The organism is Halomonas sp. HNIBRBA4712 (assembly GCF_043558675.1).
In the GTDB taxonomy this organism is placed as follows: Bacteria; Pseudomonadota; Gammaproteobacteria; order Pseudomonadales; family Halomonadaceae; genus Vreelandella.
Genome location: NZ_JBIFXR010000001.1, coordinates 794,164 through 813,610, shown reverse-complemented (window position 1 = coordinate 813,610; position 19,447 = coordinate 794,164). Strand labels below are relative to the sequence as shown.

17 protein-coding genes are annotated in these 19,447 nt (G+C 62.6%); 13 read left to right on the top strand and 4 right to left on the bottom strand.

All coding sequences use genetic code 11. From position 1 onward, the window contains the following. Positions 1 to 102: 102 nt before the first annotated feature. The 7 genes from ACGK9R_RS03790 (at position 103) to ACGK9R_RS03760 (ending at position 8,267) form a co-directional block, all read left to right on the top strand. Positions 103 to 1,122, top strand: a complete 1,020-nt coding sequence (locus ACGK9R_RS03790; protein WP_394578294.1) for a patatin-like phospholipase family protein — start codon at positions 103 to 105, stop codon at positions 1,120 to 1,122. A 293-nt stretch (positions 1,123 to 1,415) separates the two neighbouring features. Beyond that, positions 1,416 to 2,768, top strand: a complete 1,353-nt coding sequence (locus tag ACGK9R_RS03785; protein WP_394578292.1) for a NarK family nitrate/nitrite MFS transporter — start codon at positions 1,416 to 1,418, stop codon at positions 2,766 to 2,768. 53 nt (positions 2,769 to 2,821) lie between these two features. Further along, on the top strand, positions 2,822 to 4,081 hold the full coding sequence (locus tag ACGK9R_RS03780; protein ID WP_394578290.1) for a nitrate- and nitrite sensing domain-containing protein: 1,260 nt from the start codon (positions 2,822 to 2,824) through the stop codon (positions 4,079 to 4,081). A gap of 81 nt (positions 4,082 to 4,162) precedes the next feature. Next, complete coding sequence (locus ACGK9R_RS03775; RefSeq protein WP_394578288.1) at positions 4,163 to 4,855, top strand: SDR family oxidoreductase; 693 nt, start codon at positions 4,163 to 4,165, stop codon at positions 4,853 to 4,855. Positions 4,856 to 4,997: 142 nt separating this feature from the next. Then, on the top strand, positions 4,998 to 5,996 hold the full coding sequence (locus ACGK9R_RS03770; RefSeq protein WP_394578286.1) for an LLM class flavin-dependent oxidoreductase: 999 nt from the start codon (positions 4,998 to 5,000) through the stop codon (positions 5,994 to 5,996). 3 nt (positions 5,997 to 5,999) lie between these two features. Further along, a complete protein-coding gene (locus ACGK9R_RS03765) occupies positions 6,000 to 6,494 on the top strand; it encodes a GNAT family N-acetyltransferase (RefSeq protein WP_394578284.1) in 495 nt (164 codons plus the stop codon). A 168-nt stretch (positions 6,495 to 6,662) separates the two neighbouring features. Beyond that, entirely contained in the window at positions 6,663 to 8,267 is a 1,605-nt protein-coding gene (locus tag ACGK9R_RS03760) for a diguanylate cyclase domain-containing protein (RefSeq protein WP_394578282.1), read from the top strand. Here the strand turns inward: ACGK9R_RS03760 and ACGK9R_RS03755 are convergent. Next, a complete protein-coding gene (locus ACGK9R_RS03755) occupies positions 8,249 to 8,812 on the bottom strand; it encodes a DUF1415 domain-containing protein (RefSeq protein WP_394578280.1) in 564 nt (187 codons plus the stop codon). The two genes, ACGK9R_RS03760 and ACGK9R_RS03755, sit on opposite strands and share 19 nt — an antisense overlap. A gap of 39 nt (positions 8,813 to 8,851) precedes the next feature. Beyond that, positions 8,852 to 9,520, bottom strand: a complete 669-nt coding sequence (locus ACGK9R_RS03750) for a GntR family transcriptional regulator (RefSeq protein WP_394578279.1) — start codon at positions 9,518 to 9,520, stop codon at positions 8,852 to 8,854. Positions 9,521 to 9,730: 210 nt separating this feature from the next. Between ACGK9R_RS03750 and ACGK9R_RS03745 the strand changes: the two genes are divergently transcribed. The 5 genes from ACGK9R_RS03745 to ACGK9R_RS03725 all read left to right on the top strand — a co-directional run bounded on the left by ACGK9R_RS03745 (position 9,731) and on the right by ACGK9R_RS03725 (position 15,867). After that, positions 9,731 to 10,297 carry a chromate transporter gene (locus tag ACGK9R_RS03745; protein WP_394578277.1) on the top strand — a complete coding sequence of 189 codons (567 nt, stop codon included), beginning with the start codon at positions 9,731 to 9,733 and terminating at the stop codon, positions 10,295 to 10,297. After that, positions 10,294 to 10,824, top strand: a complete 531-nt coding sequence (locus ACGK9R_RS03740; RefSeq protein WP_394578275.1) for a chromate transporter — start codon at positions 10,294 to 10,296, stop codon at positions 10,822 to 10,824. The genes ACGK9R_RS03745 and ACGK9R_RS03740 overlap by 4 nt, the downstream gene beginning before the upstream one ends. A gap of 33 nt (positions 10,825 to 10,857) precedes the next feature. Continuing rightward, complete coding sequence (locus ACGK9R_RS03735) at positions 10,858 to 12,465, top strand: gamma-glutamyltransferase family protein (protein ID WP_394578273.1); 1,608 nt, start codon at positions 10,858 to 10,860, stop codon at positions 12,463 to 12,465. Between the two features lie 88 nt (positions 12,466 to 12,553). Continuing rightward, entirely contained in the window at positions 12,554 to 14,392 is a 1,839-nt protein-coding gene (locus ACGK9R_RS03730; protein WP_394578271.1) for an ABC transporter ATP-binding protein, read from the top strand. Positions 14,393 to 14,670: 278 nt separating this feature from the next. Next, complete coding sequence (locus ACGK9R_RS03725) at positions 14,671 to 15,867, top strand: EAL domain-containing protein (RefSeq protein ID WP_394578269.1); 1,197 nt, start codon at positions 14,671 to 14,673, stop codon at positions 15,865 to 15,867. Here ACGK9R_RS03725 and ACGK9R_RS03720 read toward each other — a convergent pair. Then, positions 15,828 to 17,930: an ATP-binding protein gene (locus ACGK9R_RS03720; RefSeq protein WP_394578267.1), complete on the bottom strand. Its 2,103-nt coding sequence runs from the start codon at positions 17,928 to 17,930 to the stop codon at positions 15,828 to 15,830. The two genes, ACGK9R_RS03725 and ACGK9R_RS03720, sit on opposite strands and share 40 nt — an antisense overlap. Positions 17,931 to 18,082: 152 nt before the next feature. Beyond that, positions 18,083 to 18,583 (bottom strand): molybdopterin-dependent oxidoreductase, encoded by a 501-nt coding sequence (locus ACGK9R_RS03715; protein ID WP_394578265.1) that lies wholly within the window; start codon positions 18,581 to 18,583, stop codon positions 18,083 to 18,085. Between the two features lie 160 nt (positions 18,584 to 18,743). On the opposite strand from ACGK9R_RS03715, the gene ACGK9R_RS03710 reads away from it, so the two are divergent. Further along, positions 18,744 to 19,439: a response regulator transcription factor gene (locus tag ACGK9R_RS03710; RefSeq protein ID WP_394578585.1), complete on the top strand. Its 696-nt coding sequence runs from the start codon at positions 18,744 to 18,746 to the stop codon at positions 19,437 to 19,439. Positions 19,440 to 19,447: the final 8 nt, after the last annotated feature.

The window sequence follows — 19,447 nt, the reverse complement described above, 5'->3', positions numbered from 1 at the left end:
TCGGGCAGCCGCAACGTTAGGCTTCGTTGAAGTGCCCACTTTCGCCCCCGGGGTTTTATGCCAAGCTGAAGCCTGGTGATTCGACCGGGAAAGGAGTTCAGCATGGCGAAAGCGAAGACGCTGGATTTGGCACTGCAAGGCGGCGGCGCCCACGGCGGCTATACCTGGGGGGTGATCGACCGCCTGCTCGAGGATGACCGCATCGAAATCGAAGGCATCAGCGGCACCAGCGCCGGCGCCATGAACGGCGTGGTGATGGCGGATGCCCTGACCCGCGGCAGCAAGGAGACCGCTCGCCAGGCGCTGCGCGACTTCTGGCAGGCGGTCAGCCGCGCCGGCATGGCAAGTCCGATTCGCCGCTCGCCGCTGGATATCCTCACCGGCAACTGGAGCCTCGATCAGTCGCCGGGCTATATCGCCATGGACCTGATGAGCCGACTGGTTTCGCCCTACCAGCTCAACCCGCTGAATATCAATCCGCTGCGCGCCATCGTCGACGAGCACATCGACTTCGAGCGCGTGCGAAGCTGCGACCAGCTCAAGCTCTTCGTTGCCGCTACCAACGTGCGCACCGGTAAGCAGCGGGTCTTTCGCCGCGAAGAGATGACCCTCGATGCGGTAATGGCCTCGGCCTGTTTGCCCTTCGTGTTTCAGGCCGTGGAGATCGACGGCGAAGCCTACTGGGATGGCGGCTACATGGGCAATCCGGCGCTGTTTCCGCTGATGGAGGAGTGTGGCGCCCGCGACATCCTGCTGGTGCAGATCAACCCGATCAGCCGTGACACCCTGCCCACCACCGCCTCGGCGATCATGAACCGCTTGAACGAGATCACCTTCAACGCCGCGCTGATCAAGGAGATCCGCATGATCGCGCTGCTCAAGCACGCGCTCGATGAGCAAGGCATCGAAAACTGCTATCAGCAGGCGCTGTTTCACCGCATCAGCGGCGAGCAGGCGCTGGAAGATCTGTCGGTGTCGAGCAAGATGAATGCCGAATGGCCCTTTCTGTGCCACCTGTTCGAGCTGGGCCGCGCCGCCGCCGAGCGCTGGCTCGACGAGCACTTCGAGGCGTTGGGCAACCGCTCTACCCTCGATATCGACACCGTCTACATGAACGAGTGAGCCTCAACCCTTCACGGCACCGCCTTGGCGCAGGGCGGCGCCATTTTGATGCAGTTATCCTCGCTGGCACCGCTGGCCTCACCTCATGATCAAACCTAATACGTTGTCCTGACGATAAAAACCACTGCCTGGCGAACTAATTGCTAGAGATTGGCCAGCAGCGACAGGCGTGGACCAGGCCCAACGGGTACGAGTGCGTCGAGGTTGCCTTCAAGGGCGAAGGCGTCTTCTCGTAGGCCGCGGCGTTAACGCGCGGCGGTCACTAACACTCGTTCGTGCTCGGTGAGGTCTCCATGGACATTCGCAACAAGGCCAATCGCATACGCCTGCTCAGCTTTTCGACGCCGCAAATGCGCGCGTTTCACTTCTCCTGGTTCGCTTTCCACATCTGTTTTTTCGGCTGGTTCGGCATCGCGCCGCTAATGGCGGTGGTGCGCGAGGATCTGTCGCTCACCCAGACCCAGATCGGCAACACCATCATCGCCTCGGTGGCCATCACCGTGGTGGTACGGCTATTGATTGGCCTTTTGTGCGACCGGCTCGGCCCGCGCAAGACCTACACCGGGCTTCTGATGCTGGGCTCGCTACCGGTGATGGGCATTGGGCTGGCCGATAGTTTCGAAACCTTCCTGCTTGCCCGCCTTGCCATCGGTGCCATCGGCGCCTCCTTCGTGATCACCCAATACCACACCAGCGTGATGTTCGCGCCCAACGTGGTGGGTACGGCCAACGCCACCAGCGCCGGCTGGGGTAACCTGGGTGGCGGCACCACGCAGATTCTCATGCCGCTGATTTTTTCAGGTCTTCTGATGCTTGGCGTAAGCGAAACGCTCGGCTGGCGGCTGGCGATGATGGTACCCGGCGTGGTGCTGTTTCTGGCCGGTATTGGCTACTGGTTCTTCACTCAGGACGCCCCGGACGGCAACTTCGACGAACTCAGAGCCCGCGGCGAGCTGCCAGAGGCGCGCGGCGAGCACGGCGCGACGCAGAGCTTTTTGAGCGCGGCGAAGGATATCCGTGTCTGGGCGCTGTTCGTGGTGTACGGGCTCTGTTTCGGTGTCGAGCTCACCATCAACAACATCGCGGCGATCTACTTCTTCGACCACTTCGAGCTGACTCTGGCCGCCGCCGGCATGATCGCCGGGCTGTTCGGCCTGATGAACATCTTTGCCCGCACCCTGGGCGGTGTGTTCTCGGATCTGTTCGCCAAACATAACGGGCTCAAGGGCCGGGTACGGTGGCTGTTCATTGCGCTCGTTTGCGAGGGCATCGCGCTGATCGCGTTTTCCCAGATGCACGTGCTGAGTCTTGCGATCGGTATCATGCTGGTGTTCAGTCTGTTCGTGCAGATGGCGGAAGGCGCCACCTTCGGCGTGGTCCCGTTCATCAACAAGAAGGCGCTGGGCGCGGTCGCCGGGATCGTCGGCGCCGGTGGCAACGTTGGCGCGGTGCTGGCGGCGTTTCTGTTTCGCAGTGAAAGCCTGACCTACCAGCAGGGGCTTTTCTACCTCGGCATTTGCGTGCTGCTTCTGGCCGGTAGCGTGCTGGTGGTACGCTTTAGCGACGCCACCGAAGCCGAAGAGGCCCGCGCCTACGAGCAGGCGCTCGGCGAGCAGACCGGCGCCGGGGCGCTGTCACTACGCTAGGTTACACCCCGGCCCCGCCACGAAGGCGGGGCCGGTTTTTCAAGGAATACCGCATGTCCTCTGGCCGTAAGCTCCTGTTGACCGCGCTGCGTTTCGATATCGAAAGCCTTCGCCACCTGGCCGCCTCCTGCGACATGGTGGGCGATATCAGCCGTTTCATTCACGCGCTTCAGCGCGAGCGCGGCGCCTCCACCATCTACCTGGCGTCAAAAGGCGCGCAGTTCGCCGCCAGGCGCCAGACCTTCGTCGAGGAGGTCAGCGCCGCCGAGGCGCTGATACGCAGCCGCCTCGAAGAATTCGCCGAAGCGCCCCACCCCCAAGCCACCGGCCGGCTTCTTCGCCGTATCGCCACGGTCTGGATGGCGCTCGACGAGCTTTCAAGCCTACGCCACTCGGTCGAGTCGTTCGGCCTCTCTCCGGACGCCGCAACGCTCGCCTTCAACGAGCTAATAGGAGGGCTGCTCGCGATCGTGTTCGAGGCGGCGGATACCGCCGCCGACCCGGATATCACCCGAGCGCTGGTGGCCATTTTTCATCTGATGCAGGGCAAGGAACTGGCCGGCCAGGAGCGCGCTTGCGGCGCCTTCGGCTTCACCTACGGCCACTTCGATGAGCCCCACCGGGCGCTTTTGACCCGCCTCACCCAGGACCAGAACCGCTGCTTCGACACCTTTCTCGAATTCGCCGGCTCCTCGGTGCGCGAAAGCTGGGAGACGCGTCTCTCACCTCAGACGCTTTCGCATATCGAAGCGCTGCGCGATAGCGCCAGCCGAGCCGATCGCGGCCCGTCAAGGCGCGACGCACGAGTGAGCGAAACCTGGTACGCGCTGACCACGCAGCGCATCGACGCGCTCAGAGAGGTCGAGGCGTGCGCGATCGAGGAGCTGGCGCGGCTTTGCCACCTCAAGATTTCCCGGGCACAGCAGGCGCTCGAAGCGGCCAGAGCGCCCAGAAAAGGCGCCTCCTCGGCGCCGGGCGAGCAGCTTCTGGCCCTCACCGGCAGCGAGCGGCTGGGAGATCTGACCACCAGCGCGCTGACCTCGCCGCTGGGGCGCTCGCTCATCGAGCTGACCCACGCCCAGTCCAGCCGATTGCAGGGGCTGAGCGACGAGCTCGAAAACACGCGCAAGGCGCTGCGCGAGCGCAAGCTGATCGAACGCGCCAAGGGGCTGATCATGGCGCACCAGTCGATGAGCGAGGAGCAGGCCTACCGCTTTCTGCGCAAGACCTCGATGGATCAAAGCAAGAGCATGGCAAACATGGCCCAGTCGATACTGGAGCTTTCGAGCATGCTGGAGCGCAAGGCGCCCTGAGCGCGCCATGGGCGGTTTGCAACATCGCGGCGCATTGACCATGCTGAATGATCCCCGGTTACGTGAGCAAGGAGTGCTTTCATGCAAGACCGCGTCATTCTCATTACCGGCGCCTCCAGCGGTATAGGCGCCGCCACCGCCCGCGCCGCGGCGCGAGAGGGCTACAAGCTGATTCTCGCCGCACGCTCCGGCGACAAGCTCGAGGCGCTCGCCCAGGAGCTTGGCCGGGAGAAAATCCTTACCGTGGAGCTCGACGTCACCGACATGGCCGAGCAGCGCGCCATGGTCGATCTCGCGCTGGAAACCTTCGGTCGCCTCGATGGCGTGTTCGCCAACGCCGGACGCGGCGGCACCGAAGGCGGTTTCAGCGGCGCCGACCACGAGACGTGGCGCGAGATGATTCTGACCAACGTTTTTGGGGTGGGGCTGACGCTTCAGGCGTGTTTGCCCGCGCTCAAGCGCTCGGCGGGCCACGTGCTGCTGACCGGATCCGCCGCCGGGCGCACGACCATTCCCGGCTCGATGTACAGCGCCACCAAGTGGGCGGTCACCGGGATCGGCTACAACCTGCGCGAGGAGCTTCGCGGCACCGGCGTGCGCGTTACCCTGATCGAGCCTGGCATGGTCGACACGCCGTTCTTCGACGAACCGCCGGAGCAGGCACTCGAAGACAAGGATATCGCCAACGCGGTGATCTACGCCTTGAATCAGCCGCCGCACGTGGACGTCAACGAGATTCTCATTCGCCCTACCCCGCCGCGCGAGCACTCCTGATCACACGACCTGCCCGGGCGGCGCCGAAAGCGCCCGGGCGGTACCCTTGTTTTCTCCCGCCCTTGCCCGCATAAACGCTGTTAACAAGCGTGCTAATGACCTTTTCCATTAGCCGCGAACCACTCCAACGCGCAGGTGATTCATGAGCCAACTCGCCGACACCGCTCTTTCGGTGCTGGATCTCGCCCCCATCCGCGAAGGCGGAAGCGCCGCCGAGACCTTTGCCAACAGCGCCGAGCTTGCCCGCCACGCCGAGCGGCTGGGCTATCGCCGCTTCTGGCTGGCCGAGCATCACAACATCGCCGGTATCGCCAGTGCGGCGACCTCGGTGCTGATCGGCCACGTCGCCGGCCAGACCTCGACCATTCGCGTCGGCAGCGGCGGCATCATGCTGCCCAACCACGCACCGCTGGTGATCGCCGAGCAGTTCGGTACGCTGGAAACGCTCTACCCGGGGCGCATCGACCTGGGGCTTGGCCGCGCGCCGGGCTCGGATGGCGCCACCATGCGCGCCATGCGCCGAAGCGCCCAGTCCGGCGTCGACGACTTCCCCGCCCAGCTCGACGAGCTGACCCGCTACCTGGACGATGAAACGCCGGATCAGCAGGTCAAGGCGGTGCCGGGCCAAGGCACGAAAGTGCCGCTCTGGCTTCTGGGTTCGAGCGGCTACAGCGCGCAGCTCGCCGCACGTTTGGGCCTGCCCTTCGCCTTCGCCGCTCAGTTCGCGCCTGGCTACCTGTATGAGGCGCTGCGCCTCTATCGCGACAACTTCCGCCCTTCTGCGGTGCTCGATAAGCCCTACGCCATGGTGGGTCTGCCGGTGATCGCCGCAGAAACCGATGCCATGGCGCACTACCTGGCGACCACCGCGCAGCAGAAGTTTCTCAACCTGATTCGCGGGCGGCGCACGACCTCGAAACCGCCGGTAGAGCAGCTCGACTGGACGCCGATGGAGCAGGCCCAGATCAGCCAGTTTCTGGGCGCGGCGATCATCGGCGGTCCGGAAACCGTCAAGGCGGAGCTGACGGCGTTTCAGGCCAGCACCGGCGCCGACGAGCTGATGCTCAACAGCGACTTCTATAGTCAGCAGGATCGCCTGAAAAGCTACGAGATCGTCGCTAACGTCGCCAAGGAAACCTAGAGAATGGCTGAGTTATCCTTCACACCGATGACGCGGACGGATTTCGAGACCTTCTGGCCGGACTTTAAAAGGATCGTCGGTGCTTGCGAGACCTACGCTATCGACCCGGAAATCGATGCCGAACGCGCTTACACTCTTTGGTGCCAGACTCCTCAGGCGACGTTTGCCGTCAAGGATGCCAACGGCACCTTGCTGGGTTCGTATTACCTGAAGGCGAACGCCCAGGGTCCGGGCGGGCATGTGTGTAACTGCGGCTACATGGTCAACGCCCGCGCCAGGGGTAAGGGCGTTGCACGGGCGATGTGCGAGCACTCCCAACGCATTGCACGAGAGCTCGGTTTCGAAGCGATGCAGTTCAACGCCGTGGTCGCAACCAACGAGGTAGCGGTGTCACTCTGGCAACGGCTGGGCTTTGCAATCGTCGGCACCGTTCCCGGCGCTTTTCATCACGCAAGCCAGGGCGCGGTCGACATTCACGTAATGCACAAATTTTTGTGAGCACGGCAGACATGCAAACGCCGGTAAAATGAGGTAATTTCTAGCCTCCTTTAATCAGGAAGCCCAAGAGGTTTCCGACCTGCTCGCTGGCTCCCCATGGTTTTTCGCGCTGCTCTGACATCTTTCAGGTGGTTTTCACTCCTTTCGCTGCGCTCGCGCTTCACTCTTTTGATCGCCGCACTGGTCTTCGCGACCACGCTGCTGCTGGCCTGGGTCGCCTCGCGGGAATCCGCCGAGCAGATCGAGGCCGGTATTGGCGACGCCGCCGCAGATGCCGCCTACCAGATGACCGACAAGCTCAATCGCAGTATGAACGCGCGAATCAAGGAGGTGCAGCTTCTGCTTGCCATCCAGGCACTCGGTGACGCTTCGGATACAGACGTGCTCAAACGCCAGATGGAGCGCTTGCAGGCGACTTACAACGTGGCGTCCTGGATCGGCCTGACCGATGTTGAGGGCGTGGTCGTTGCGGCGACCGATGGCATTCTGGAAGGCGTATCGATCGCTCAGCGCCCGGTGTTCACCGAGGGCCGCCAGGGGTTTTGGGTCGGCGATGTCCACGAGGCCGTCCTGCTGGCGGCTCTATTACCGAACCCGAGCGGCGAGGCGCTCAAGTTCGTTGACATCTCCACGCCGATTCACGATCAAAGCGGGCGTTTCACCGGCGTGCTCGCGGTTCACTTGAGCTGGCAATGGGCGGAGTACATCCAGCAATCGATGCAGCCGCCGGACCATACCGAAAGCGAAATGGACATGCTGTTGCTCGCCCCCGACGGCACCGTGCTGCTGGGGCCGCGCAAGATGCTGGGCAAAAAGCTCGAAGGCTTGAAAGCGCTGCCTGCACAGAACGACAGCCGACCGAAGTGGGCGCTGGAGACCTGGCCCGATGGGCGACGCTACGTTACCGGTTACTCGCGCAGCGCCGGATTCGACGAGTTCGAGGGATTGGGCTGGCTTTCGATCAGCCGCCAGCCCATGGAAACGGCGTTCGCTGGCGCGCAGCGTCTGCAGCTGGCGATCATGAGCATCGGTTTGCTGCTCTCGCTGGTGTTCGCCATTTTGGGTTGGTGGCTGGCATCCGGGCTGGTGGCGCCGCTGGCCAGGCTTTCCAGGGCGGCGGACGCCATTCGCGATGGCGCTGGCACCGAGGTGATTCCGCTTGAGCGCGGCGCGCCGGAGCTCAAGCGGCTATCCACTTCGCTGCGCGAGATGGTGGCCAGGCTTTCGGACCAGCGCAAGACCATTACTCGGCTGGAGGATCTGGCGAATACCGACCCGCTCACCGGGCTGCCCAATCGCGCCTTTCTCGATCAGTACCTGAACCACGCCATCCCCGAGGTACAGCGCCACGGCCAGAGTCTCATGGTGATGTATATCGATCTCGACGGCTTCAAGCGGGTCAACGATGAGCTCGGCCATCACGCCGGCGACCTGCTTCTGATCGAGATCACCTACCGGTTGAAGAACGCCCTGCGAAGCGGCGACGTGGTCGCAAGGCTCGGCGGCGACGAGTTCGTCATGGTGGTAAAAACCCAGCCCTCACAGCTGGAAAACCTGACGCGGGAAGTGGGCCGGCGCCTGCTTGCGGCCATCGAGCATCCCATCGAACTACCCGAAGGGCGCCAGGCGCGGGTCGGCTGTAGCCTTGGCGCCGCCTGGTGGCCCAAGCACGGCGAGCAGATAGAAACGGTGTTGAAACACGCCGACGCCGCGCTTTACGAGGCCAAGAGTCAGGGTAAGCACCGGTTGATCATTCACGGCCTGAAGGAGTAGCGCAGGCACGCCTCGAGCCGCGCTTGGGCCTGCTCGGCGCCCATGGCCTCGAGTTTTTCGATATTACGCGCCGGAATGGCGGCGGTGTCGCCATAAAACGCGATCGCTTTCTCGACGCTTGCTTCACGCAGCACGTGTACCATGGCGTAAGGCGAGCGGTTGGTGTAGTTGGCGGCGTCCTCCGGGTCGGCATCGGCGAAACAGTAGTCCGGATGAAAACTCGCCAGCTGAAAGATGCCCTCGAACCCCAGCATGTCGATCAGGTTCTCGGCGAGTTCGAGAAAGTCGAGGTAGTGGTCGAAGCTTCTGAACAGGGTCGGCAGCACTATCAGTGTGGTTTCGACCTCCTCGTGCTCGGTCAGCCACTCAAGCTCGGCGGCCAGCTCCTCGAGCGTCACTTCGAACTTCTTCGAGCGCACCACCTGAACGCGTACGCGATCTGCGTCGAGCTCGCGTTGGGCGAACGGGCAGATATCGTACTCGACGATGAATTCCCGCACCCAGGCCAGAGTATGTTCGATGACCGCTTCGTCCGCTGTTGCCATGGCGCCCTCGTGTGTTGTCGCGTAATCAAAGGCGCAAGCCTACGTGTACTGACGATAGTGCGCCAGCGCCACCTCGAAGGATTGTTGAATGTGGTCGGTCAGAAGCGCGCGCCCGGCGGCGGCGTCACGCGCCAGCGCCAGCTCGACGAGCATCTGGTGCTGGTCGTCCAGGGGCTGGCGAATCAGCGGCGGATTGTCGCCGAGCCGGCGGTAGCGGTCGAACTGATCATGGAGCTGTTCGATGAAGCGCAAAAGCCACATCGAGCCGCAGGGGGCGACCAGCGTGCGATGAAAGCGGGTATGCAGCGCCTCCCAGACCTCCCCCATGTCGTGGGTCCTGTCCGCGCGCTTGAGCCGATGCGAAGCCCCCAGAAGCTCCGCCTCCCACTGCGCGTCGCCCTGGGCGATGGCGCGCTCGAACGCCATGACCTCGAGTTCGATCCGCAGCCGGGTGATGTCCTCAAGCTCGGCCTGGCTGAGCGCCGGCACGCGAAAACCGCGCTGGTTCTCCTGTATTAGAAGCCCGTAAGCGGCGAGCTTGCTGAGCGCCTCACGCAGCGGGCTCAGCCCCACGCCGTAGGCTTGCCTGAGCGCGTTGATCGCAAGCTTCTCGCCTGCAGCAAAGCGCCCGCGCACCAGATCCTGGCGCAGCGCCTCGAAAATACGGCTTGAAGAAGTGCCACCTGACGGTTTGACTTCGTCGCTCATGGGCCTCTCCGGAAGGTGTCGAGCAGCGTTCGGTCAGTAGAGCTTACACTACCCTTAAAATCCATTAATCAAAAAATAATCGATTTTTTATCAAGGGGTATGATAAAACGAGTTGAAGAGGGCGTCATGCAGCGAGCGTGATCGAGACTAGCTCCATCGCGCCAGCGCCCCTACTCAAAACGATTACGAAGACCACGAGCGATCACTTTCATGAAGCTACCGGCACTCTTCTGGGCCTTCTTTCGCGTCGGCATTTTTGGCTTTGGCGGCGGCCCCTCGATGATCCCTCTGGTGCACGCCGAAGTCGTCAAGCGCCATGAGTGGCTGACCGACGAGGAGTTCGCCGACATTCTGGCGATCGGTAATACCTTGCCCGGCCCCATCGCCACCAAGATGCCCGGCTATATTGGCTACCGTGTCGGCGGCATCGCCGGCTGTATCATCGCCGTACTGGCCGTGTGTGGCCCCATGATCGTCGCCATGATCGCGATGCTCGGCGTGTTCAGCCGTTACCGCGACGTGGCCTGGATCAACGGCATGAGCCAGGCCGTCATCCCGGTGGTCATGGTCATGATGGGCCAGCTCACCTGGGACTTTATGGAAAAATCGAAAGCCTCACTTGGCTGGCTGGTCGCCATCGCGATCGCTCTGGTCGCCGGCGGGCTAATCTACTGGCTGGGGGTGCATCCGGGCATCATCATCGGCGCTATCCTGGTCGCGGCGCTGGTGGCACCCAAACGCACGCCCAAAGCGCAGACCAAAAGGGAGTCCGCATGATTTACTGGGAGCTGTTTCTGGCGTTTTTCATTCCCAACATCATCGGCTACGGCGGCGGCCCGGCGATCATTCCGCTGATCGAGGCGGAAGTGGTCGGCCGCTACGGCTGGATGACCTCCCAGGGCTTCGCCGAAACCCTGGCGCTGGGTAACGCCCTGCCCAGCCCCATCGCCACCAAGATGGCGGGCTATATCGGCTATGAGGTGGCAGGCATTTTGGGCGCGCTGGTCGCGGTACTGGCGACCGTGGTGCCCTCGCTTCTGCTGATGCTCGGCGCGCTGGGGCTTCTCTACCGCCACCGCGAATCACCGCGCGTTAAACGCATGAGCCAGTGGGTGCGCCCGGTCATCGCCGTGTTGATGGCGTGGCTCACCCTCGGCTTCTTTCTCGAAGGGGTGGAGAGCGCCGGCATCATTCACACCCTGATCATCGGGCTTCTGGCCACCGCGACCCTGGTATGGCTCAAGGTCCACCCGGCCTTTGTGGTCATGGGGGCGCTTGTCTACGGAGCGGTACTACTCGGTTAGTCGGAAAGCAGGTTAGTCGGAAAGGGATTCATCATGCAAAACGATGCACTCTACTACCCCAGCGCTTCTCGCCGCATGGCTACCTTCGGTAAGCGCGGCATGATCGCCGCCTCGCAGCCACTGGCCGCTCAGGTGGGCATCGACATGTTAAAGCGGGGCGGCAACGCGGTAGATGCCGCGATCGCCACAGCGGCGGCGCTGACCGTCGTGGAGCCCACTGCCAACGGCATCGGCGGCGACGCCTTCGCTATCGTCTGGATCGATGGCAAGCTGCATGGTTTGAACGCCAGCGGCCCGGCCCCGAGCGCCGCCACTATCGACGCCGTGAAAGCGCTGGGCCATGATCATATTCCCAATCACGGTATGCTGCCGGTCACCGTTCCCGGTACGCCCGCCGCCTGGGCGGCGCTTTCCGAACGCTTTGGCAAACTGCCCTTTGACGAACTGCTGGCGCCGGCAATCGCGCTGGCCGATGAGGGCTTCGCGGTCACACCGGTGATTCATCAAATGTGGGAAGAGGCGCTTCATGCTTACGCCGCTTATGATGACCCTGCCTTCAAGCCCTGGTTCGACACCTTCGCCCCCAACGGCCATGCGCCCCAACCCGGCGAGCTCTGGGCCTCTCCCGGCCACGCCCAAACCCTCAAGGCGATTGCCGATACCCGCGCCCGGGCGTTCTACACCGGCGAGCTGGCGGATGCGATCGACGCGTTTTGCCGCGAGCATGGCGGCTTTCTGCGCAAGGAGGATCTGGCCAGCTACGCCCCGGAGTGGGTCGACCCGATCAGCGTGCGCTATCAGGATCACGATATCTGGGAGATTCCGCCCAACGGCAGCGGGCTGATCGTCCTCCAGGCGCTGGGCATGCTCGATCAGCTCGGAAGCTGCAAAGGTGATACGGTCGAAACCCTGCACCGGCGCATCGAAGCCACCAAGCTCGCCTACGTGGACGGCTTCAAGCACCTGACCGAGCGCGACGCCATGGCGCATACCACCGAGCAGCTTCTAAGCGATGACTACCTGAAAGCGCGCGCGGCGCTGATTGGCGAGCAGGCGCTCGACCCACGTCATGGCAACCCACTCCAGGGCGGTACGGTGTACCTGGCCACCGCAGACAGCGATGGCAACATGGTGTCGTTCATCCAGAGCAACTACAAGGGCTTCGGCTCGGGCATGGTGGTGCCGGGTACGGGCATCGCTTTGCAAAACCGCGGCTGGTCGTTCTCCCTCGACCCAAGTCACGTCAACGCTCTGGCCCCCGGCAAGCGCAGCTACCACACCATCATTCCCGGCTTCATCACCAAAGGCGACCAGGCCGTCGGCCCCTTCGGTGTGATGGGCGGCTACATGCAGCCCCAGGGCCACGTACAGGTGGTGACCAGCCTGCTGAACGATGGCCTCAACGCCCAGGCGGCGCTCGATATGCCGCGCTGGAAGTGGGTCGAGGGCAAGACCGTCGAGGTCGAAGCCGACTTTCCCAACCACCTGGCGCTGGCGCTCGCCCGGCGCGGTCACAGGATCGTCAAGGTCGCCGACTCGATCAGCTTCGGGCGCGGCCAGGTGATTTTACGCAACGCCGATTCCGGCGTGCTCCAGGGCGGCACCGAGCCGCGCACCGACGGGGCCGTGCTGCCGCTATAGCCCGCCGGCTTTGGCGCTTTGAGCCAAAGCGTTGCATCATGGCGCCTTTCACGATGTGACATTCACGACGTAAAGGTGCCCAGCCGTCATGGCCTTATCGAACTTCTCCTCGCCCATTGCCGGCTTTTTCAGCGTGTTTCGCTACAGCCGGCGAGCGCTTTCGCTGGTGTGGGAGACCTCGCGCTGGATGACGCTGGGATTGGCACTTTGCACACTGATCGCGGGGGTGCTGCCGGCGGTGGCGGCTTACGTGGGCCAGCTGATCGTCGACGGCGTGGTCGACGCCATGCAGGTCCATGAGGCCGCCGAGGAGCCGGTGCTCTGGATCATTCTCGCCCCGCTGCTGTGGCTGGTGACCCTGGAGGCGCTGATCATCGCGCTGATCGCGCTTTCCCAGCGCGGACTCTCCGCCCAGCAGGCGCTGCTGCGCGCCCTGCTCGGCCAGAAAGTGAACGTGCTGATTCTGGAAAAAGCCGGCACGCTGTCGCTTTCCCAGTTCGAGGACTCCGAGCTTTACGACAAGCTCACCCGCGCCCGGCGCGAGGCTTCGACCCGGCCGCTGGCGCTGGTGACCAAGACCTTCGGCTTTCTACAAAACGCCATCTCGCTTGGTAGCTTCAGCGTGCTGCTGGTGCAGTTTTCACCCTGGGCGCTGTTGATCCTGGCTGCCGGCGCCGTGCCGGTGTTCGTATCTGAAGCGAAGTTTTCCGGCGACGCTTTTCGCCTTTTTCGCCGCCGCTCGCCGGAAACCCGTATGCAGAGCTATCTCGAAACGGTGCTGGCACGTGAAGACAGCATCAAGGAGGTCAAGCTCTTTGGCCTCGAAGGGCTGTTTCTGAGCCGCTACAGGGCGATTTTCGAGCGGCTGTTCACCGAGGATCGGCGACTGACGCTCAGGCGCGAGGGCTGGGGCTTCGTGCTCGGGCTACTGGGTACGGCCACCTTCTACGTCGCCTACGGCTGGGTGGTGCTCGAAACCGTGGCCGGCGCGATTACCCTGGGTCAGATGACGATGTACCTGATGGTGTTCAAGCAGGGGCAAACGGCGCTCTCTGCGATCCTGACCGCGATCAGCGGCATGTATGAAGACAATCTCTACCTTTCCAACCTGTACGACTACCTGGAGCACCCCACCGAGCCCGAAAGCGGCACGCTGACAAAGGGCTTGCGCCCCGGTGACGGCCTGCGCTTTGAAAACGTAACGTTCACCTACCCGGGCGGGCGCGTGGCGCTTAGCGATATTTCGCTGCATCTGGCGCCCAACCAGAGCCTGGCGCTGGTGGGCGAAAACGGCTCGGGCAAGACCACCCTGATCAAGCTTTTGACTCGGCTCTACACCCCTGACGCGGGGCGCATTCTGCTCGACGGCAGCGACCTGCGCGACTGGGATGTGCAAACGCTCAGAGAGCGGGTCGGCGTGATCTTTCAGGACTTCGTGCGCTACCAGCTGCCGGTAGGCGAAAATCTCGGCGTCGGCGACATTCACGCCGTCGACGACGAGACCCGTTGGCAGCAGGCGGCGCACTCGGGCCTGGCCGCCGGTTTCATCGAGCGGCTGCCGGCGGGTTATCACACCCAGCTCGGGCGCTGGTTCAAGGATGGCCAGGAGCTTTCCGGCGGGCAGTGGCAGAAGGTAGCGCTGTCGCGCGCCTACATGCGTGAAAACGCGGATATTATAGTGCTCGACGAGCCTACCGCGGCCATGGACGCTGCCGCCGAGGCGGATGTCTTCGCGCGCTTTCGCGAGCATAGCCGCAACAAGATGACGATTCTGATCTCTCACCGTTTTTCGACCGTGCGCAGCGCCGATCTGATTCTGGTGATCGACCAGGGCCGCATCATCGAGCGCGGCACCCACGAAACGCTGCTGGCAGCCGATGGGCGCTACGCGCATCTTTTTCGCCTTCAAGCGGAAGGTTACAAATGAATCCAGTGCCTTATCGCTTATATTCAACCCCTGTCAAAAACCGTTAGCCGTTCAAAAAGTGAACTAATGTGAACAACCAGGTTGGCTATCGGCAGTTTGGGTACTTTAGGACTATGGTGGGTCAGTGCGTTTGGGTCACGCGTTCGTCAATGCCTGCAGCGTTAACAGCGTCCAGCGTGCCCTGTACACTCTAGCAGGCCGTTTCAATACGCCTTTTGAAAGCCCATCGAGTGAGAATCCATGAGCGCCTCGAGCGTTTTATTTCACAAGGAAACGTCATGCCCTCTACCGCGCTGGTGATCGACGACGATTACGACGTACAGCATTTAAGCAAGCTATTGCTGGAACAGCACGGTTTTGCGGTCGAGACGGTGGGCAGCCTTGGGGAGCTTGCCCGCAAGCCGGCGCTGCTCGAAGCCGAGCTGATTCTGCTCGATCTGGGGCTTGGCAAGTTCACCGGACTGGATATTCTCGACTACCTGCACGATTTACGGCTCCAGACCGCGGTGCTCTTGATCAGTGCAAGCGCTTCGCAAGCCGTTGACCACGCGCTGGAGGTGGGACGCCAGAAAGGGCTTAACATGCTCGGCTTTCTGCCCAAGGCCAGGCTGCTCGGCGGCCTTGCCGACTTTCTTGCGCCGCTAGCGGCCAGCGCGAAAGCGCCCTGGGCCGCCGAGCTCGAACACGCCATCGAAAGCGATGAGCTGTTTCTGGTCTACCAACCTAAAAAGGCGCTGAAAAGCGGCGAGATCACCGGCGTCGAGGCGCTGGTGCGCTGGCAGCATCCGCGCTGCGGGCTGCTCTTTCCCGATAGCTTCATCCCGCTCGCGGAGAAGCACGATTTGATGAACGCGCTGACCTGGCAGATGCTCGAGCTTGCGTTGATTCAGCAGACGCGCTGGCGCGCGTTGGGGTGGGATTTGAACATCGCCGTCAATATTTCAGCGGAGTTCATTCGCGCCAAAGGGGTGATCAAGACCTTCGATGCGCTGCTCAAGCGCCACGCCCTGCCGGCTCCTGCGCTGACGCTGGAGCTGACCGAGTCGGTCGGCATCGAGTGCCTGGGTTATGCCAGCCACGTGCTGGAGGCGCTGCGCGATCGCGGCTGCCGGCTCGCGCTGGACGACTTCGGAACCGGCTATTCGTCGCTGGTGCAGCTTTACCGGCTGCCGTTTGGCGAGCTCAAGGTGGATCGCCGTTTCGTCAACTCGCTGGAGAGCGATGAGGCGGCATGCGCCATCGTCCTGTCGGTGATCGATATGGGTAAACGCTTAGGGATGGACGTGGTAGCCGAAGGCATCGAAACCGCGCACCAGCTCGAGCGGCTCACTCAAGCGGGCTGTGGTCTGGGCCAGGGCTATTTCATTTCCAGGCCGCTGACCGCCGCCGCGTTCACGCACTGGTTCAAGACGCAGCGAAGCTCGAGCAACCCGCATTACCCCGCCAGCACGCCTTCGATTTCCAGCGCCAGCTGAGTGCCGGCCTTGAGCGCCGGCAGCCGTTCGATGGCACCCTGCAGCTCTTCTGTGGTACTCGAAAGCGCTTGTGCTTCCATTTGGCGCGCCCACTCGGCGATGGCCAGGCAGCCAAGCGACGCCGCCGCCCCCTTGAGCGAGTGCGCCTCCTGATCGAGCGCCTCGCGCTCCTGCGCCTCGAGATACCCCATCATGCGCTCGCGGCGCTCGTCCAAACGCGTGAGAAACGTCTTCATCAGGTTTTCGAGCGCCGCCGGTGCAAAGGTATCCTTGAGCTCTTCACAGGTGCTCGGATCGAGCCAGCCGCTTTGCGCCAGGGGCTCAGCCTCGACCTGCGCCGGCTCCGCGCAGGCTGGCGTGGCCCGTGGCGCCCCGGACTCTGCCTTCGATAAATGCAGGCAAAGGGCCTGGTAGAGCTCGCTACGGGTAAAGGGCTTGTGGATCATGCCGTCCATGCCGCTTTGCATGCAGCGCTCTCGATGCTCGGGCATGACGTTGGCGGTCATCGCCACTATCGGCAGGCGCGCAAGCCCTTGCGCCTGCTCCCGCGCGCGCCAGCGCTTGGTGGTCTCGAGTCCGTCGAGCACCGGCATCTGCATGTCCATGAGCACCAGGTCGATATCGTCGGCGCTTGCCAGCAGCGTCAGCGCCGACTCGCCGTTATCGGCCACGCTGACACGTTGGCCGAGCCGGGTGAGCATTTCGCGAGCGACCGTCTGATTGAGCGGGTTGTCCTCGACCACCAGCACATGGCGACCACGAACGTTGCACGGGCGCTTGCTTTGCGGCGCGTAGGTTTGCGGGGCCTCGGTCGCGGGTAGCGGGATGGTGAACCAGAAACGGCTGCCGACCCCCTCCATGCTGCTGACACCGATCTCGCCCCCCATCGACTCGATTAGCCGCTTGCAGATCGCAAGCCCCAGCCCGGTGCCTTCATGACGCCTCGATATCGAGGTATCCACCTGGGAAAACGGCGTGAACAGCAGCGCCTGATTCTGCTCACTGATACCGCAGCCGGTATCGCGCACCTCGAAGCGCACGACGCCGCCCTCCTGCTGTATGACGGAGCATTTGATGAGACCTTCATCGGTAAACTTCAGCGCGTTGTTGAGCAGGTTCATCAAGACCTGGCGCAGACGCGCTCGGTCACCTTCGACGTAGCGGGAAAGATCCTCGGCGCGGTCGTGGCTAAAGCCGACGGACTTAGCCTGAGCCTGAAGCGCATAGCCCGCCCACAGCTCGTCCAGGCACTGGTGCAGATCGAAGGGCTGGCAATTGAGATCCAGATAGCCGGACTCGATCTTGGTGTAATCGAGAATGTCGTTGATGGCGCAGCGCAAACTCTCGGCGCTGCGCTTCATGGCCTGCAGATAGGTGTGGGCCGAAGGCGTGCTCACCTCGTCTTCCAGCAAATCCGCCATGCCGACGATACCGTTGAGCGGCGTGCGGATTTCGTGGCTGACGATCGCCATGAACTCGGACTTGGCGCGGCTGGCGGTTTCCGCTTTCTGCGCGGTGACGTTGAGCTCGAGACTCTGCTTTTCGAGCGCCTGGGCCTTGTGCAGATTCGAGCGGCCTTCGCGCATGAGCGCGCGAACCAGCAGTATCCCGGCGATCATCACCAGGGTGATCAGTAAAAGCGCCAGCCCATAGAGCTGTCTCAACGCTTCGCGCTCCTGGGTTCGACTCTGCACGACGCTTGCGTTGGCTTCGACCAGAATCTCCCCGGTCAACGCTTGAAGCCTCTCGGCCCGCTCGCGCAGGGTCTCGATCAGCGCCGCCGAAAGAGCGTCCGGATTGCCCCACAAATCCTCGAGTAGGGCATCCAGCGCGGCGATCTCGACCATCGACGCCTCGATACACGCACCCAGGCTTTCGATCCGAGCGATCTCCTCACCTATTTCACCGCGCTGTAAAAGTGCCTGGCGGCTGTAGAGAATCTCGTAGCGCATCAGCAGCGCATCGACCATATCGCTATTCGGACTCAGCTCCAGAAGCTCCAAACGAAACTCTCGCGCCTCCCGATCGAACTGATAGGCGGCCCAGAGCATGTTGTCAAGCATCCGGTTTTCCTGCGTATACTGCCGGTAATAGATGATCCCGCCGGTCGCCAACGTGGAAAAAAAGAAAAGAACCGCCGATAAGGTGGCGATTCGTGTTCCCCGAGGAAAATAGCGTTTGAGTGTCGACAGCATCGGGACAGACCCGCGTTGAATTACTCGATATCGATGCGGTTGACCTGCCACACCGAACGCGTAAGTGTTATCTCGTTCAAGAGTTCAGGGTCGTCATCGAACGGATAGATAACGAACAGCGGCCCTTGGTCGCGAACGCGCAGCGGCTCGCCGTTGGCCCGCATCGCCAGGATGACATCATGCGCTCGAAAATCGCTCACCGGGATGTTGGCCGAGTAGTCGTTCAAGGCGGAGACCCGTACCGTTCTTCCCTGGCTTTCCACCGTATCCAGCACGGTTTGGAACAGGGGGCCGGAAAAACGCACTGCCCCATCGTGCCAGGGCGTGTGGGTGAGCGTTTCGTGCTGATCCAGCGCCTCCAGCATGGCGCGGTCAAAGTGCGCCTCGTCACCGACATTGGTTCTATCGAGCTTTCCCGAGACCACGAGCAGCACGCGATCGCTCGGCGGCTCAAGAATTTCGGCGCCGGCCGATATAGAAGGTAGGAGTAGTGCGGCGGCAAGCGCGAACAAATAACGCATGTTCAAAGCCCCCTTCGGTCAAGTGCATGTCAGCGGCTAAGTATATAGCAGCCCTTTACAGGCTAACTGTGAATCTTTGTGTCGAAAAGCGCGAATTGCGTGCGGCGACCGGCCAGGCAAGGGAAGCAGAACGGTAGCGAGGAAACATTAAATGCAGATGATGCACATAGGCGTACTGGAAGACGACCCGGACCAGCAGACGTTCATCGAACACTGCCTGGTGGCCCAGGGTTATACGGTGTCGTCGTTTGCCCGCGCCAGCGAGCTGCGCCGCGCCATGCAGCAGACGCTTTTCGATTTTCTGATCATCGACTGGCGCTTGCCGGATGGCTGCGGCATGGATGTGGTCGAACACCTGCGTCAAAACGACGGCTGGAAAGGCCCCATACTCTTCATCACCGCAAGCCAGGGCGAGGACGACGTAGTCCAGGCGCTGGAACAGGGCGCCGACGACTTTCTCGCCAAGCCACTGCGACCCAAAGAGCTCACGGCGCGCGTCAACGCCCTTGGGCGCCGGCTGGGCCAGGGAGCAGAGCCCACCGCGATGGTGCTCGCCGCCCCCTACTCGCTCGACAGCGACCGGCGCCAGATCCATATCATGGAGTCGAGCGCGGAGCTGACCGAGCGCGAGTTCCGTTTGGCCTCGCTACTGTTTAGCCGAGTCGGCGAGCTTCTTACGCGAGCTCATCTTTTAGAGCTGGTGTGGGGCATCAAGGGCGATCTTTCGACCCGCACTGTCGATACCCACATCAGTCGGCTGCGTCGCAAGCTCGAACTCGACGGCCGCCACGGGCTGCGGCTAAAAAGCGTGTATCAGTCGGGGTATCGACTGGAGACGTGTTCACCAAACGAGTAAATCTGTCC

Coding starts and splice junctions, on each gene's coding strand:
- ACGK9R_RS03790 (WP_394578294.1), top strand. CDS start 103: ATGGCGAAAGCGAAGACGCTGGATTTGGCACTGCAAGGCGGCGGCGCC.
- ACGK9R_RS03785 (WP_394578292.1), top strand. CDS start 1,416: ATGGACATTCGCAACAAGGCCAATCGCATACGCCTGCTCAGCTTTTCG.
- ACGK9R_RS03780 (WP_394578290.1), top strand. CDS start 2,822: ATGTCCTCTGGCCGTAAGCTCCTGTTGACCGCGCTGCGTTTCGATATC.
- ACGK9R_RS03775 (WP_394578288.1), top strand. CDS start 4,163: ATGCAAGACCGCGTCATTCTCATTACCGGCGCCTCCAGCGGTATAGGC.
- ACGK9R_RS03770 (WP_394578286.1), top strand. CDS start 4,998: ATGAGCCAACTCGCCGACACCGCTCTTTCGGTGCTGGATCTCGCCCCC.
- ACGK9R_RS03765 (WP_394578284.1), top strand. CDS start 6,000: ATGGCTGAGTTATCCTTCACACCGATGACGCGGACGGATTTCGAGACC.
- ACGK9R_RS03755 (WP_394578280.1), bottom strand. CDS start 8,812: ATGGCAACAGCGGACGAAGCGGTCATCGAACATACTCTGGCCTGGGTG.
- ACGK9R_RS03750 (WP_394578279.1), bottom strand. CDS start 9,520: ATGAGCGACGAAGTCAAACCGTCAGGTGGCACTTCTTCAAGCCGTATT.
- ACGK9R_RS03745 (WP_394578277.1), top strand. CDS start 9,731: ATGAAGCTACCGGCACTCTTCTGGGCCTTCTTTCGCGTCGGCATTTTT.
- ACGK9R_RS03740 (WP_394578275.1), top strand. CDS start 10,294: ATGATTTACTGGGAGCTGTTTCTGGCGTTTTTCATTCCCAACATCATC.
- ACGK9R_RS03735 (WP_394578273.1), top strand. CDS start 10,858: ATGCAAAACGATGCACTCTACTACCCCAGCGCTTCTCGCCGCATGGCT.
- ACGK9R_RS03730 (WP_394578271.1), top strand. CDS start 12,554: ATGGCCTTATCGAACTTCTCCTCGCCCATTGCCGGCTTTTTCAGCGTG.
- ACGK9R_RS03725 (WP_394578269.1), top strand. CDS start 14,671: ATGCCCTCTACCGCGCTGGTGATCGACGACGATTACGACGTACAGCAT.
- ACGK9R_RS03720 (WP_394578267.1), bottom strand. CDS start 17,930: ATGCTTGACAACATGCTCTGGGCCGCCTATCAGTTCGATCGGGAGGCG.
- ACGK9R_RS03715 (WP_394578265.1), bottom strand. CDS start 18,583: ATGCGTTATTTGTTCGCGCTTGCCGCCGCACTACTCCTACCTTCTATA.
- ACGK9R_RS03710 (WP_394578585.1), top strand. CDS start 18,744: ATGCACATAGGCGTACTGGAAGACGACCCGGACCAGCAGACGTTCATC.